General features: G+C 63.7%; 14 protein-coding genes and 1 pseudogene. 11 read left to right on the plus strand and 4 right to left on the minus strand.

From position 1 onward, the window contains the following. The first annotated feature begins 16 nt into the window (after nucleotides 1-16). On the plus strand, nucleotides 17-415 hold the full coding sequence (locus tag AACY45_RS23340; RefSeq protein ID WP_339547599.1) for a GFA family protein: 399 nt from the start codon (nucleotides 17-19) through the stop codon (nucleotides 413-415). Here the strand turns inward: AACY45_RS23340 and AACY45_RS23345 are convergent. Next, complete coding sequence (locus AACY45_RS23345) at nucleotides 385-1,377, minus strand: NAD-dependent epimerase/dehydratase family protein (protein ID WP_339547600.1); 993 nt, start codon at nucleotides 1,375-1,377, stop codon at nucleotides 385-387. The genes AACY45_RS23340 and AACY45_RS23345 overlap by 31 nt on opposite strands. Before the next feature lie 167 nt (nucleotides 1,378-1,544). Here AACY45_RS23345 and AACY45_RS23350 point away from each other — a divergent pair, with 167 nt between their 5' ends. Both AACY45_RS23350 and AACY45_RS23355 read left to right on the plus strand, forming a co-directional pair. Continuing rightward, entirely contained in the window at nucleotides 1,545-1,919 is a 375-nt protein-coding gene (locus AACY45_RS23350) for a hypothetical protein (RefSeq protein WP_339547601.1), read from the plus strand. Next, entirely contained in the window at nucleotides 1,916-2,122 is a 207-nt protein-coding gene (locus AACY45_RS23355) for a helix-turn-helix transcriptional regulator (RefSeq protein WP_339547602.1), read from the plus strand. Before AACY45_RS23350 ends, AACY45_RS23355 begins: the two co-directional genes overlap by 4 nt. On the opposite strand, the gene AACY45_RS23360 is transcribed toward AACY45_RS23355, so the two are convergent. Then, complete coding sequence (locus AACY45_RS23360) at nucleotides 2,113-3,558, minus strand: SulP family inorganic anion transporter (protein WP_339547603.1); 1,446 nt, start codon at nucleotides 3,556-3,558, stop codon at nucleotides 2,113-2,115. The two genes, AACY45_RS23355 and AACY45_RS23360, sit on opposite strands and share 10 nt — an antisense overlap. Nucleotides 3,559-3,796: 238 nt before the next feature. Here AACY45_RS23360 and AACY45_RS23365 point away from each other — a divergent pair, with 238 nt between their 5' ends. Both AACY45_RS23365 and AACY45_RS23370 read left to right on the plus strand, forming a co-directional pair. After that, nucleotides 3,797-4,696, plus strand: a complete 900-nt coding sequence (locus AACY45_RS23365; protein ID WP_339547604.1) for a bile acid:sodium symporter family protein — start codon at nucleotides 3,797-3,799, stop codon at nucleotides 4,694-4,696. A 241-nt stretch (nucleotides 4,697-4,937) separates the two neighbouring features. Then, nucleotides 4,938-5,384, plus strand: coding sequence for an NUDIX hydrolase (locus AACY45_RS23370; RefSeq protein ID WP_339547605.1), 447 nt, complete (start codon nucleotides 4,938-4,940; stop codon nucleotides 5,382-5,384). A 105-nt stretch (nucleotides 5,385-5,489) separates the two neighbouring features. Here the strand turns inward: AACY45_RS23370 and AACY45_RS23375 are convergent, their stop codons facing one another. Continuing rightward, on the minus strand, nucleotides 5,490-7,646 hold the full coding sequence (locus tag AACY45_RS23375) for an LTA synthase family protein (protein WP_445261216.1): 2,157 nt from the start codon (nucleotides 7,644-7,646) through the stop codon (nucleotides 5,490-5,492). Between the two features lie 397 nt (nucleotides 7,647-8,043). On the opposite strand from AACY45_RS23375, the gene AACY45_RS23380 reads away from it, so the two are divergent. From AACY45_RS23380 to AACY45_RS23405, 6 genes and pseudogenes are all read left to right on the plus strand, one after another. Further along, the gene (locus AACY45_RS23380) at nucleotides 8,044-8,586 is read left to right on the plus strand and encodes a DUF3455 domain-containing protein (protein WP_445261213.1); all 543 of its coding nucleotides are present in this window, start codon (nucleotides 8,044-8,046) and stop codon (nucleotides 8,584-8,586) included. 94 nt (nucleotides 8,587-8,680) lie between these two features. Further along, nucleotides 8,681-9,220 (plus strand): sigma-70 family RNA polymerase sigma factor, encoded by a 540-nt coding sequence (locus AACY45_RS23385; RefSeq protein ID WP_445261214.1) that lies wholly within the window; start codon nucleotides 8,681-8,683, stop codon nucleotides 9,218-9,220. Next, nucleotides 9,217-9,933 (plus strand): anti-sigma factor, encoded by a 717-nt coding sequence (locus AACY45_RS23390; RefSeq protein ID WP_339547607.1) that lies wholly within the window; start codon nucleotides 9,217-9,219, stop codon nucleotides 9,931-9,933. The genes AACY45_RS23385 and AACY45_RS23390 overlap by 4 nt, the downstream gene beginning before the upstream one ends. 121 nt (nucleotides 9,934-10,054) lie before the next feature. Continuing rightward, nucleotides 10,055-10,450 carry a hypothetical protein gene (locus AACY45_RS23395; RefSeq protein ID WP_339547608.1) on the plus strand — a complete coding sequence of 132 codons (396 nt, stop codon included), beginning with the start codon at nucleotides 10,055-10,057 and terminating at the stop codon, nucleotides 10,448-10,450. A 34-nt stretch (nucleotides 10,451-10,484) separates the two neighbouring features. Beyond that, nucleotides 10,485-10,706 (plus strand): annotated as a pseudogene (locus AACY45_RS23400) (transporter); the annotation flags it as partial. A gap of 46 nt (nucleotides 10,707-10,752) precedes the next feature. Continuing rightward, nucleotides 10,753-11,427, plus strand: coding sequence for a DUF3313 domain-containing protein (locus tag AACY45_RS23405; protein ID WP_339547610.1), 675 nt, complete (start codon nucleotides 10,753-10,755; stop codon nucleotides 11,425-11,427). A gap of 45 nt (nucleotides 11,428-11,472) precedes the next feature. Here AACY45_RS23405 and AACY45_RS23410 read toward each other — a convergent pair whose 3' ends face one another. Continuing rightward, nucleotides 11,473-12,378 (minus strand): alpha/beta fold hydrolase, encoded by a 906-nt coding sequence (locus tag AACY45_RS23410; RefSeq protein WP_339547640.1) that lies wholly within the window; start codon nucleotides 12,376-12,378, stop codon nucleotides 11,473-11,475.

Consider the following 12,378-nt stretch of genomic DNA (forward strand, 5'->3'; position numbering starts at 1 on the left):
GCGGGACCCTCTGTACATGGATCAGTCACACCGCGGCAGTTGCCTGTGCGGCGCCGTCCGCTACCAGCTCAGCAGCCCGCTCAAGGCCTTCACTCATTGCCATTGCCGCAAATGCCAGAAAGCCCATGGCGCGGCGTTCGCCACCTATGCCAGTGCACCTAAGTCGGCGCTGGCGATCACGGCCGTTGCCTCGGCGCTCAAGGCCTACCCATCCTCCCCCGGGGTCACCCGCCAGTTCTGCGGGCACTGCGGTTCATCGCTGTTCTGGTCCGATGCCCGGGGGGCGTTCCCGGACTGGATCTCGATTGCCGTCGCCACCCTGGACACTCCATTGCAGCCCACCAAGCAACGCCATAGCTGCCTCGAGGCCAAAGCCTGCTGGTATCAGCTCGACGACGGACGGCTCCCCAGGTAGCTGAAAGCGGCTTGCAGCGCGGCCTCGGGCGAGCGCGGGGCAAAACCCAGGTGCTGCCTGGCCTTGTCGATGCAGTATTCCTGGCGTACCCGGTGGAACATCCGCACCTGACTTTGCAACAACTGCGCCGGCCGCCCAGTCAGCCGCGCCCGCGCTTCCTCGACCCAGGCCAACGCCAGCAACAGCCAGCGCGGCGCCGACGCGGGCAATCGATAGCCCGCAGCGACCGCGTTGGCCGCGTCGATGATCTGCGCCAGGGACGAAGAACGTTCGTTGGCCAGAATATACCGCTGCCCAGGCACGCCCTTTTGCGCGGCCAGGATCATGCCCGCGGCCACGTCCCGCACATCGACGAAATTGAAATGAAAACCCGGGTCCAGCGGCAGTTTGCGCTGCCTGATCGACTCGATGAAACCCATGGTGTCGGTCAGGCGCGTCGCGTTCGGGCCGATCATGGCCGAAGGCAAGACCGCGACCATCCACAGGTCAAGGGCTCGCGCCATGTCCCAGGCGAGTTGCTCGGCGAGGATCTTCGAGCGGTAGTAGGGGTTGTCCTGCTCGACGTTCCACTGCTGCTCATCCAGCGCCTGCCCGTTGTGCCCGACAGCCGCCACGGAGCTGACGTAGACCACCCGCTTGACCCCGGCCCGCTTCGCTGCCCGCAAGATCCGGCGGGTGCCCTCGACATTCGGCTGGACAATCTCGGCCTGGGGATCGCGGGCCCAGTGCTTGAACACCGCCGCCACCTGGAACAACACCTCAACGCCCTGCAGCGCCTTGGACAGCGACTCCTCGTCGAGCAACTCGACGTAGACCCGTTCGCAATCCAGGCCCTGGAACGCCGTGCGGTTGTCGATATCGCGAACCCCGGCCCGCACCCGATAGCCCTGCTCAAGCAAGGCCCTGACCAAGGTATTGCCCAGGTGCCCGTTGGCCCCGGTGACCAGACATGACTGACTCATAGCGCCTCGTTGATCCCTGTCGTGGCGGCCAGCATAGACTCTGCCCCTGGGGGGAGAGTCAAGGACACTGGGGAGGTATCCCCGCGCGCACGCGATGGAAAGCTCGCTTTACATTGGCAAAACAATCGACGAAGATGGAAAGGATGTCTTACACAAGGACGAAACACATGAGACGTTACTACATTGAGTTGGGCTCGGCGCTGGCGCTGTACATGGTGGCGTTGTTCACCTCGTTGTACCTGCTGCAGCAATTCCACGACATGGGCCGGCTATTGCGCACGCTGGTCTCCCTGGCACCGGTGCTGCCGGCAGGCCTGATGTGCTGGGCCATCGTGCGCCAAATGCGGCGGCTCGATGAAATGCACCTGCGCATCCAGTTCGAGGCCCTCGGTTTCGCCTTCGCGGCGTCCGCCCTGCTGACCTTCAGCTACGGTTTTCTGGAGAATGTCGGGTTTCCCCACATCACCTGGCACTGGGTCTGGCCGGTGATGGGCATGATGTGGATCCTCGGCCTGGCCATTGCCAGACGGCGCTATCGATGAAAAACCGACTCAAGCAACTGCGGGCCGCACGCGGCTGGTCACAGGCCGACCTGGCCGGCCTGTTGAGCGTCTCGCGACAAACCATCAATGCGATCGAGAACGAACGCTACGACCCGAGCCTGCCCCTGGCCTTCCAGATTGCCCGGGCGTTCGAGATGCCGATCGAAAGCATCTTCGACGACCAGGCTGCCCCTCAGTCGTGAGCCACCCGGGCGCGCTTGAGCAGTTTCTTGCAGCGCTCGGACAGGTGCAGCACGCGCAGGTGCTTGCCGGCCTTGGCGTAGCGCTCGCGCAGGGTGTCGAGGGCGGCGATGGCCGAGTAGTCGACGAAGCTCAGGTGCTGGCAGTCGAGGGTCACCTGGGGTGGGTCGCCGGCGCTGTCGAACTGGTTGAGAAAGGGCGTGGTCGAGGCGAAGAACAGCGTGCCGTGCACCCGGTAGAGCTTGCTGCCGTCAGCTTCCAGGTGGCTGTCGGCATACAGTTGGCGAGCCTGCTGCCAGGCAAAGTTGAGCGCGGCAATGATGATCCCGCACATCACCGCAGTGGCCAGGTCAGTGAACACCGTGACCAGGGTCACCGCGACAATCACCAGCACATCGTTCAGCGGCACCTTGTTCAGGACCCGCAGGGAGGCCCAGGCGAAGGTCTGCTGCGAGACCACGAACATCACCCCGACCAGGGCCGCCAGGGGAATACGCTCGATCAGCGGTGAGAGGAACAGCACGAACAGCAGGATCATCATCCCTGCCACCACGCCGCTGAGCCGTCCGCGCCCACCGGAGCTGAGGTTGATCACGGTCTGGCCAATCATCGCGCAGCCGCCCATGCCCCCGAACACCCCCGACACCATGTTGGCCGCGCCCAGCGCCACGCACTCGCGGTCCGGGTAACCACGGCTTTCAGTGATCTCATCGGTCAGGTTCAGGGTCAGCAGGGTTTCCAGCAGCCCCACCAGCGCCATCAACACCGCGTAAGGGGCAATGATGCGCAAGGTCTCGAGGGTCCACGGCAAGTCGGGCCAGGCCAGCACCGGCAAGCCGCCGGCAATGTGCGCCATGTCCCCCAGGGTACGGGTTGGCAGGCCCAGCAGGTAGACCGCCGCACCGACGCCCAGGATCGCCACCAGGGCCGGCGGCACCGCGCGGGTCAGGCGCGGCAGCAGGTAGACGATGGCCATGGTCGCGGCCACGAGCCCAAGCATCAGGTACAGCGGCGTGCCGCTGAGCCAGGCCTCCCCGCTCTTGAAATGCTCCAGTTGCGCCAGGGCGATGATGATCGCCAGGCCGTTGACGAACCCCAGCATCACCGAGTGCGGCACCATGCGCACCAACTTGCCCAGGCGCAACAAGCCGAACGCCAGCATGATCAGCCCGCCCAGCAGTACGGTGGCGAGCAAGTACTGCACGCCGTGCTGGACCACCAGCGCGACGATCACCACCGCCATCGAACCGGCCGCGCCGGACACCATGCCCGGGCGGCCACCGAACAGCGCGGTCAGGGTGCAGATGATGAAGGCACCGTAGAGCCCCATCAACGGATTGAGGTGGGCCACCAGGGCGAAGGCGATGCACTCGGGCAACAGGGCGAAAGACGTGGTGAGTCCGGCCAGGACATCGGCGCGCAGACGTTGAGGTTTCATGGCTTACCTGAAATGGCGACCGGTACAGCCGGTCGTGGGCGATGGCGGGAAAAGGGCGTGAATGTTACGCAATTGCCGGCTGGCAGACCAGTCATGCGGGCTGGTGCCTGATGCAGGCGCTCATCGGTCGCGACGGGGTCCAGCCGCCAGCGAGAATTTTTTAACCACTGACGACCTGTCCATTTCCCGACTGCGTGCTACACCTTGGTGAGCGTCCTTTCCCTCGAGTCGACCGACCATGACCGCTACTCCCCTGTTGACCGCGTTCCTGCCCATTGCCCTGGGCATCATCATGCTGGGCCTGGGCCTCTCACTGACCCTGGCCGACTTCACCCGCGTGGTGAAATACCCCAGGCCCGTGTTGATCGGCCTGGTCTGCCAGTTGCTGGTACTGCCATTCCTGTGCTTCCTGATCGTCCAGGGCTTTCGCCTGGAACCAGCGCTGGCCGTGGGCCTGATGCTGCTGGCCGCCTCGCCCGGCGGCACCACCGCCAACCTCTACAGCCACCTGGCCCACGGCGACGTGGCGTTGAACGTGACGCTGACGGCGGTCAACTCGATGATCGCGATCCTCAGCATGCCGATGCTGGTGAACCTGTCGCTGCTGTACTTCATGTCCGCCGACCAGGCCATTCCCCTGCAATTTGCCAAGGTGCTGCAGGTGTTCGCGATTGTCCTGGTGCCGGTCGGCCTGGGCATGCTGGTGCGCCGCTTCTGGCCCCGCTTTGCCAGCCGCATGGAAAAACCGATGAAAATCGTCTCTGCCCTGTTCCTCGTGGGCACGGTGACCATCGCCTTCATCAAGGACTGGCAGACCGTGGTCGACTACGCGCCGGTCGTGGGCCTGGCCGCGCTGCTGTTCAACCTGCTCAGCCTGGCCATCGGCTACGGCGTCCCCCGCCTGCTCCGCCTGCCACAACGCCAGGCCGTGGCCATTGGCATGGAAATCGGTATCCACAACGGCACCCTGGCCATCGCCCTGGCACTCAGCCCGAGCCTGCTGAACAACGCCACCATGGCCATTCCGGCCGCGATCTACAGCTTCATCATGTTCTTCACCGCCGCAGGCTTCGGTTGGTGGGTCAACCGCGTGCACGGTAAGCAGTTGGCGCTGGAGGAGCGGGAATTGGCGGGGTGAGTGAAAGGCGGCGAGGACTGCGTCCTCGAACGCAGCCTCGCAGGCTCGGCAGCGGCTACAGGGGGCTGGGGTGTATCCGAGATTGCCATCGCGAGCAGGCTCGCACATTGGTAATTTTGGGTGCTGGCAGATTCTGCATACACCCACCACCCACCCTCATGGCTTCAAACACGGTCGCCGCGTTATCCTGCCCCAGGACCTGGCGCTATTTCGCGCGCCACCGGCAAAAGGACTGCAACCCATGACATCTCCCCGCATTCGCGCACTCGCGCTCTGCGTGTTCCACCACCAGGGAAAAATCCTGGTCCATCGCTTCGACGACCCCGTCACCGGACAGACCCTGTTCCGGCCAGTGGGCGGTGGTATCGAATTCGGTGAAACCAGTGCCCAGGCGATCGTGCGCGAAGTCCAGGAAGAGCTTGACCAGGTGATCGACCACCTGCGCCTGGTCGGCACGCTGGAAAGCCTGTTCACCTACAACAACACGCCAGGGCATGAAATCGTCCAGGTCTACGATGGGCAATTTCGCGATCAGCGCCTGTACCAGATGGCCTACCTCACCGGTCATGAAAGCGACGGCATGGCCTTTCAGGCCACCTGGCAAGACAGCTCGGCGTTCACCGCCAGCGCCCCCCTGGTGCCCGATGGCCTCTACCCGCTGCTGAAGAACGCCGGCCTGCTTGACTGAGCGAATTGCACACCCTGCGATTCCCCGCCCCGGCGCAGGCGAGTTCGGCACCGACTTCATTGGCTACGCGCAGTTGGCAACAAAACCTGGGGCGAGCTGAAGGCTTCAGCTCGAATGCACAATCGCCTCGTCCGGGCCATCGTCCAACGACTCCGGTTGCCCCGGATCTTCGGTGATTACCGTGAAATCACTGACCTCGATCGCTCCCACCCCGTACCCCAGCAGGTGGAAGGAAAACGCCTTGCGTGACTCTGGGTTGTCGAAGCTGAAGTTCATCTGCAGCGGTTGATCGCCGGTCACCAGCATTTCTTCCGGCAGCCCCAGGGGTACGTCCTGTTCCATTTCCTTGGCTTTGAGCAGGATGTAGGCCTTCTCCTGCGGGTCCACCGAACGCACTGTCAGGCGCACGCGGGTATGGGAGCCCTTGGGCATTTCCAGGTACTGCGCGCCGATCAGGTTGTCGGCCCAGTCGTCCTTGATCTGTGCTTGCAGCGGGATGATCGCCGGGCTGCCGAACTGGTAGCGCTGGTTCAGCGGGGTGCGCAGCAGTGTGCGGTCCAGGGCCTCGGCGCGGGCGCTGATCTGACGTGCCCGCAGGCCGCCGTACTGGCCGGCGAAGGTCGCGCGATCGGCAATGAACCCCTCACTGTTGTAATAACGGCAGCGTTGCTGGAAATCGCACTCGGTGAGGGTGCCCTGGCCGTCGTGGTAGCGCAGGTTGCCGTTGGTGTAGGACATGATTTCACGGCCACTGGCATAGTCGCGAAACAGCGAGCGGCCACTCAGGCTCGGCGGCACCGGCAGGGAGAAATAGTCGAGGATCGAGGTGCTCAGGTCGACGTGACCATAGACCCCGTGCTTGAGCCGGGGCAGTTGCTCCTGCTCGGGGGCCAGTGTCAGGTTGAAACCCCAGGACGAGGCCAGGCGCACGCCATCGATGCCATGGGATTCGTCGGAAGTGATCACCACCAGGGTGTCCTTGAGAATGCCCTGGCGTTCCAGGCCATCGAGGAATTGCCCAAGGGCATCGTCCAGGTAACTGACGGCGGCCTGTTTGGCCGTGTCGTAGCGTTGCAGGTACTCGTCCGGGGCCGAGTACGGCTGGTGGGTGCCCACGGTCAGGAGGGTCAGCATCCACGGCTGTTTCTGTTTTTTCAGTTGACCGACGTAGTCCAGCGCGCCTTCGAAGAAAGCTTTGTCGTCCTTGCCCCAGGGGAATTCCAGGTAGTTGCTGTTGCTGAACCACTCCAGGCCATGGGTCGCATCAAAGCCGATGTGCGGCATGATCTTGTCCTTGGCCATAAAGCGCAGGCCGGCACCCTGCAGGTAATGGGTGGCGAAGCCGTGCTGGCGCAGTTGGGCCGGCAGGCAGGCCTGGTTGCGTTCGGTCTGGGTGAGCATTTCCACGCCCTTGGGCGTGCCGTTGTCGAGCTTGTCGTAGTCACCGCAAAGCATGGCGTACAGGCCACGGATGGTCTGGTGGCTGTGCAGCACATAGTCCGGGGTGTTCATGCCGCGCTCGGCCCAGCGGCTGAGGTTGGGCATCAGGTTTTCCTGATAGCTGCTGTGCAGGGCCTGGCGATTGACCCCGACATAGGCCCCGGGAATGCCCTCCAGGGTGATGATCAGCACGTTGCGCGCGCGACCCGGGGCGCCCAGCAGTTGCTGCCCGTCCAGGTCCAGTTGAGTGAGGCCGGCCATCTGCGGCGGCACATCGACCACATCCCCTTCCAGCCATTCTTCGGCGCGCATCTGCACGTCGCCGACGCCGGCGGCCAGCAACTGGTGCGGCAGGTTGAACAGTTGCCATTGATCGGCATCCGTCGGGTGCAGGTACTGGGTACCCCAGTGCGTTGCCAGCAGTAATGCCGGGGCGGCCCAGACGCTGCGCGGCAGGCGCGGCGCAGGATGACCGCGACCTGCCCATTGGCACAGCAGCCACACCAGCAACCCCGACATCAGGCTGGCGGCCAGCCATGGCTGGGCGAAACTGCCGCTGGTGGATTTGTCGAGAAACTGCGGGTCGATCAGGTAGTTAAGGTCGGCCGCATTGGGCAGCCGGCCGACCGCGCTGACCAACTCGGCCGTCGCCACGGTAAACAGGCCCCAGACCAGTAACACCGGCAGCGCCAGCCACCAGGGACGGCGATGCAACAGCACCACCAGCAGGCTGCCGATGCCCAGGTCCGACAGATAGCCCAAGGGGTTGGACCAGCCCATGGCCGCTCGCAGGCACAGGGGTGTCACCAGGACCAGACCCATCAGGGCAACCAGGCGCGCGCGCGGGTGCTGCAACCAGTGACGAATGATGTTCACAAAAATAATCTTCCAGACATTAAATCTTCATATAGATGTGCTCGATGGTACCAAGGGACGCACAGGATGTGCCGTGATATTCCAAGTCGATGCCGCGATTAAACCAGCGCAGGACAGCGACGACCGCGCCGTGGCCCCGCGGTATGGGCCATAAACCCTGCGCCAGAGCGCTGCGCCACTTCGGTAAAACAGCATTTCGACGCCCTGCAACAAGTTGTTTCAGGCTGTTTAATCCGGCCGCCGCTTATTTTTTCCGGCACCTGCATCCAAAACCCTCCCTGGCGGGTAGTACAGGTAGCAGCCCCTGCGCTGCCGAGCTGTTCAACCTGCTGGAGAGACCTCAATGAACACCCGACAATTGCTCTGCCACCTCGGTACTGCGTTATCCGCGACCTGCCTGATGAGCGCGCTGTCGCTCGCCCACGGGCAAACGAACCTGCCGGACCCGATCAAAGTGCCGTCGGGGCACAAGCTGGTGCTGGAAAGCGTGGGGGTTGGCGAAATCACCTATGAGTGCCGCGGCAAGGCCAACGCTCCCGGGCAGACCGAATGGTTTTTTGTCGGCCCCAAAGCCACGCTCAATGCCCGCGACGGGCAAATGCTGGGCAGCTACTTTGGCCCGCCTGCCACCTGGCAGGCCAAGGACGGTTCGACCATCACTGGCACCCAACTGGCGGTCGCTCCCTCATCCAGCGGCAACCTGCCCTATCAACTGGTCAAGGCCAATCCGGCGCAAGGCAAGGGTGCCATGACCGGTGTCAGCTACATCCAGCGCGTGGCAACGCGCGGCGGTGTCGCCCCCAGCCTCGCCTGCACTGCCGCGAACAAGGGACAGCGTGAGGTCGTCAGCTATCAGGCCGACTACCTGTTCTGGGCGACCAACTGACGGCGCGGGGCAAAAACCCGAGCAGCAGGGAAAACTCGTCTAACCTGCTGCCATGGCACCCCAGCCTTAGGGCTGGGGCGGTTTCACCCTGTCGATGGCGGATCCATTGTCCTTGCCCGAACCCGGTTTTGATTATGAAGCGTGCCTGACGGCGTGCGCCCAAGGCGACCAACAGGCCCTGCACGACCTCTACACGCAGGAGAGCGCCCGGCTGCTCGGGGTGGCCCGCCGCATCGCCGGGGACAACGCCCTGGCCGAAGACATCGTGCACGACGCGTTTATCCGGATCTGGACCAAAGCCGCCAGTTTCGATCCGGCGCTGGGGACCGCGCGCGGCTGGATCTTCAGCGTCACTCGGCACCTGGCCCTCAACTTCATGCGTAACAGCGCCAGGCTGGTGCCGATCGACGGGGACCACGAACACGCCTCGTCCGGCTTCGACCTGCACGCTCATTCGGGACGGATATATGACTGCCTTGAACAACTGCAGCCGGCCCGCCGCGATTGCCTGCTGCATGCCTATGTCGACGGCTATTCCCATGGACAGATTGCCCACAAACTGGGTACGCCCCTGGGCACCGTCAAAGCCTGGATCAAACGCAGCCTGGCGGCCTTACGCGAGTGCATGGGATGAACACGAGCCCCGAGGACAATGACGAACTGGCCAGTGAATACGTACTGGGCACCCTGGCGGCCGAACAACGGCGCGAGGTTGAGCAACGCCTGGCCGTGGACGCAGACCTGCGCCTGGCGGTCGCCAGTTGGGAGCGGCGCCTGCTGGAGTTGACCGACCTGACCGAGCCCCACCCTCCCAGCACACACCTGTGGGGGCGCATCGAACGCAGCCTCGACGCCCTCGATCGGCCTGTAACGGCAACGTCTGCCCCGGTCACAGCGCCAACCTGGTGGGACCGCCTGGCACTGTGGCGCGGCCTCGCCGGCGCCGGGCTTGCCGCGACCCTGGTACTGGGCAGCGTGCTGCTGACGCGGACCACGCCCCTGCCCGAGACCGCCTACCTGGTGGTGCTGGTGGCCCCACAGAGCCAGGCCCCAGGCTGGGTCATCCAGGCGAGCAGTCCCCGGGAGATTCAACTGATTCCCCTGGGGGTCGCCCAGGTGCCTGCCGACAAGGCCCTGCAGTTCTGGACCAAGGCCGAGGGTTGGCAAGCGCCGGTGTCCCTGGGCCTGGTCAAGCCCGGGCAGCGCTTGCAAGTGCCCCTGGACCAGTTACCTCCTCTGACGCCCGACCAGTTGTTTGAACTGACCCTGGAAAACCCCGGTGGCTCGCCGACCGGCAAACCCACCGGGCCGATCCAGTTCATCGGCCGGGCGGTCAAGGTGCTGTGATCGCCCACGCCGGGCGACCTCGCGCCGCTTGCAGCGGTACGCGCAAAACCTTGTGCTAGGCTTTTTTTCACCCGATGAGCAGCGCTTGAACCCACCCATTCCTGGATGACGGAGTTGTGCGATGAAAAACACGCTTTCCTGGCTGACGATTACCCTGGTCAGCCTGCTGCTCAGTGCCTGCGCCAGCATCGATGCCCAGACCACCGCCTACGTTGGCGGGCCTCATCCCGGCCCGACCCTGGCGTCCAACGTCCAGGTGCTGCGGGTTGAGCCGATGCGCCCCCCTGTGCGCCTGGGTGAAATTCTGGTCGATGCCAGTGTCGACCCTGCCCCGCCGATCGCTGACGTTGAACTGAAATTGAAGGATGAAGCGGCGAAAATCGGCGGAGACGCCGTGGTGGTGGTCTACGACCGTATCCAGCCGGTGGCCGCCTATGTCAGCGGACCGCTGTGGAGTCGCGATATCGAAACCATCCAGGGCCGCAAACTCAAAGGCATTGTGATCCGTTACCAGTAACCGTCCGGCTCGTGTTGCCAGGCGAGGTGCCTGCGACAACCACCGCACGGTGAGCGTACCCATGGCAGAATCCTGGCGCATTGCCACAGGAGCCACCTATGCTGTAAACGACAGCACCGATGTCAATCTCAGCTGGGCCTTGGTCTGGCTGGGGGACATGCCGGTGGATCAGAGCAAATCACGCTCAGGCGAGCGAATTTCGGGGCAATTCGATAACGCCTGGATACACGCAGTGACCGGCAACATGACCTGTTGATTTTGAGACCCTGCAACCCGAACTTAAATATTTGGAGTCACACCCTATGAGCTTGACGCGAAAAATGATCTTCGGCGCCGCATTGGCCAGCCTCTTGCTGGGCGGTTGCACCTCGAAAGTCACAGAGCGGGAGCAGTACTCCGGCTTCCTGCCCAACTACAACAACATGGAAGAAGTCACCACCACCAGCGGCGAGAAATCCATGCGCTGGGTCAGCCCGTCCTGGAACGCCAACGCCTACGACACCGTGGCTTTCGACAAGCTGGAGTTGTACCCGGCGCCCAAGCCCGATGAGCGAGTCAACCGCCAGACCCTGGATGAGTTGCAGCGCTACATGACCGCCGGTACCAAGGCCACCCTGGGCCAGAAGTACCGCATCGTGGCTGCCCCGCAAGCGGCACCCGCCGGCTCACGGGTGTTGATCCTGCGTGCCGCGATCACCGGGGTCAGCGCCTCCAACGAAGGCATGAAATGGTATGAAGTGGTGCCCATCGCCGCTGTCGTCGGCGGGGTCAGCGCGGCCACCGGTCATCGTGACCAGGACACCGAACTGTTCATCGAGGCCGAGCTGGTCGACGCCCGCACCAACCAGACGGTGGCCAGGGTCGTGCGCAAACTCTTCGGCAAGACCCTGGAGAACTCCAGCCAGAAGATCACCACCAACGACTTCAAGGCGGCGATCGCCAAACTCAACAGCGACTTGCAAGCCTTCATCCGTTAATCCGCCGGCCTGCCAGCGCCATTCCATGGCGCTGGCAGCAGCCCCTCAGCGCTGCACGCTGATCCGGGGTGCTGGCCAGGCCAGCAGAAACGGCAGCAGATGCGCGACAAATTCCTCGGGCGCCTCCTCCGTAATGAAGTGACCACAACCTGGCACAATCGCGCCTTGCAGATTCAGGGCATTGCCTTGCATCGTCAGCAGCGGCGCATCGTGGGTCGCATGTTCGGCACCGATCGCCAACACCGGCATTTCTAGCGGCCTGCTGGCTCGCCGCTGATTCTGCGCGATGGTTTCCGGGATCGCCCGGTAATAGCCGAACCCACCCCTCAGTCCTCCCGGTGTCGAGTAGGCGTTGATGTAGCTCTGCACCGCAACCCGATCCTGGCGCACCGACCATTGTGCAAACATGTAGGCCAGGTACTGGGCTTCCCGCCCCGCGATCAGCACCTCGGGCAGGTCGAGCAACTGGTTGAACATGAAATGCCAGAGAAAGATGTTCTGCCCCGCAGGCGCAAAAATCGACGGCGCTGGCGCCAATCCGGGAATCACTGCCTCCGTCAATACCAGGCAATCAACCGCCTGCGGATAGTCGCTCGCCAGGGCGTACGCCACCCACATGCCGACATCATGACCAACCACCGCGTAGTGCTCGTGGCCCAGAACCTGCATCAAACCGTGCAAACGGCAGGCCGTGGCCCCGGTGTCATAACCCGCTAGCGGTTTATCGGAGAGCCCGGTGCCCGGCAGATCCACCGCGATCGCCTGGAATCCGTTCGCCGCCAGTGCCTGCATTACATGCCGCCAGGTCAACCAGGTTTGCGGCCAACCGGGGATCAACAGTACCGGCGCCCCCTGGCCCTCGGTCACATAATGAATGCGGCTGCCGTCGACCTCGGCGTAACCATGCTCATGGGTGCGTCCGGCGAACGCCTGCTGTTCGAAGTGATCCAT

The sequence above is a fragment of the Pseudomonas sp. RA_35y_Pfl2_P32 genome (genome assembly GCF_963970735.1).
Taxonomy (GTDB): Bacteria; Pseudomonadota; Gammaproteobacteria; order Pseudomonadales; family Pseudomonadaceae; genus Aquipseudomonas.

Excerpts from the sequence above, each read along its gene's own strand:
- AACY45_RS23365 (WP_339547604.1), top strand. The coding sequence starts at position 3,797 with ATGACCGCTACTCCCCTGTTGACCGCGTTCCTGCCCATTGCCCTGGGC.
- AACY45_RS23345 (WP_339547600.1), bottom strand. The coding sequence starts at position 1,377 with ATGAGTCAGTCATGTCTGGTCACCGGGGCCAACGGGCACCTGGGCAAT.
- AACY45_RS23355 (WP_339547602.1), top strand. The coding sequence starts at position 1,916 with ATGAAAAACCGACTCAAGCAACTGCGGGCCGCACGCGGCTGGTCACAG.
- AACY45_RS23340 (WP_339547599.1), top strand. The coding sequence starts at position 17 with ATGGATCAGTCACACCGCGGCAGTTGCCTGTGCGGCGCCGTCCGCTAC.
- AACY45_RS23405 (WP_339547610.1), top strand. The coding sequence starts at position 10,753 with ATGAGCTTGACGCGAAAAATGATCTTCGGCGCCGCATTGGCCAGCCTC.
- AACY45_RS23370 (WP_339547605.1), top strand. The coding sequence starts at position 4,938 with ATGACATCTCCCCGCATTCGCGCACTCGCGCTCTGCGTGTTCCACCAC.
- AACY45_RS23385 (WP_445261214.1), top strand. The coding sequence starts at position 8,681 with ATGGCGGATCCATTGTCCTTGCCCGAACCCGGTTTTGATTATGAAGCG.
- AACY45_RS23375 (WP_445261216.1), bottom strand. The coding sequence starts at position 7,646 with ATGGGTCTGGTCCTGGTGACACCCCTGTGCCTGCGAGCGGCCATGGGC.
- AACY45_RS23390 (WP_339547607.1), top strand. The coding sequence starts at position 9,217 with ATGAACACGAGCCCCGAGGACAATGACGAACTGGCCAGTGAATACGTA.
- AACY45_RS23410 (WP_339547640.1), bottom strand. The coding sequence starts at position 12,378 with ATGGATCACTTCGAACAGCAGGCGTTCGCCGGACGCACCCATGAGCAT.
- AACY45_RS23380 (WP_445261213.1), top strand. The coding sequence starts at position 8,044 with ATGAACACCCGACAATTGCTCTGCCACCTCGGTACTGCGTTATCCGCG.
- AACY45_RS23350 (WP_339547601.1), top strand. The coding sequence starts at position 1,545 with ATGAGACGTTACTACATTGAGTTGGGCTCGGCGCTGGCGCTGTACATG.
- AACY45_RS23395 (WP_339547608.1), top strand. The coding sequence starts at position 10,055 with ATGAAAAACACGCTTTCCTGGCTGACGATTACCCTGGTCAGCCTGCTG.
- AACY45_RS23360 (WP_339547603.1), bottom strand. The coding sequence starts at position 3,558 with ATGAAACCTCAACGTCTGCGCGCCGATGTCCTGGCCGGACTCACCACG.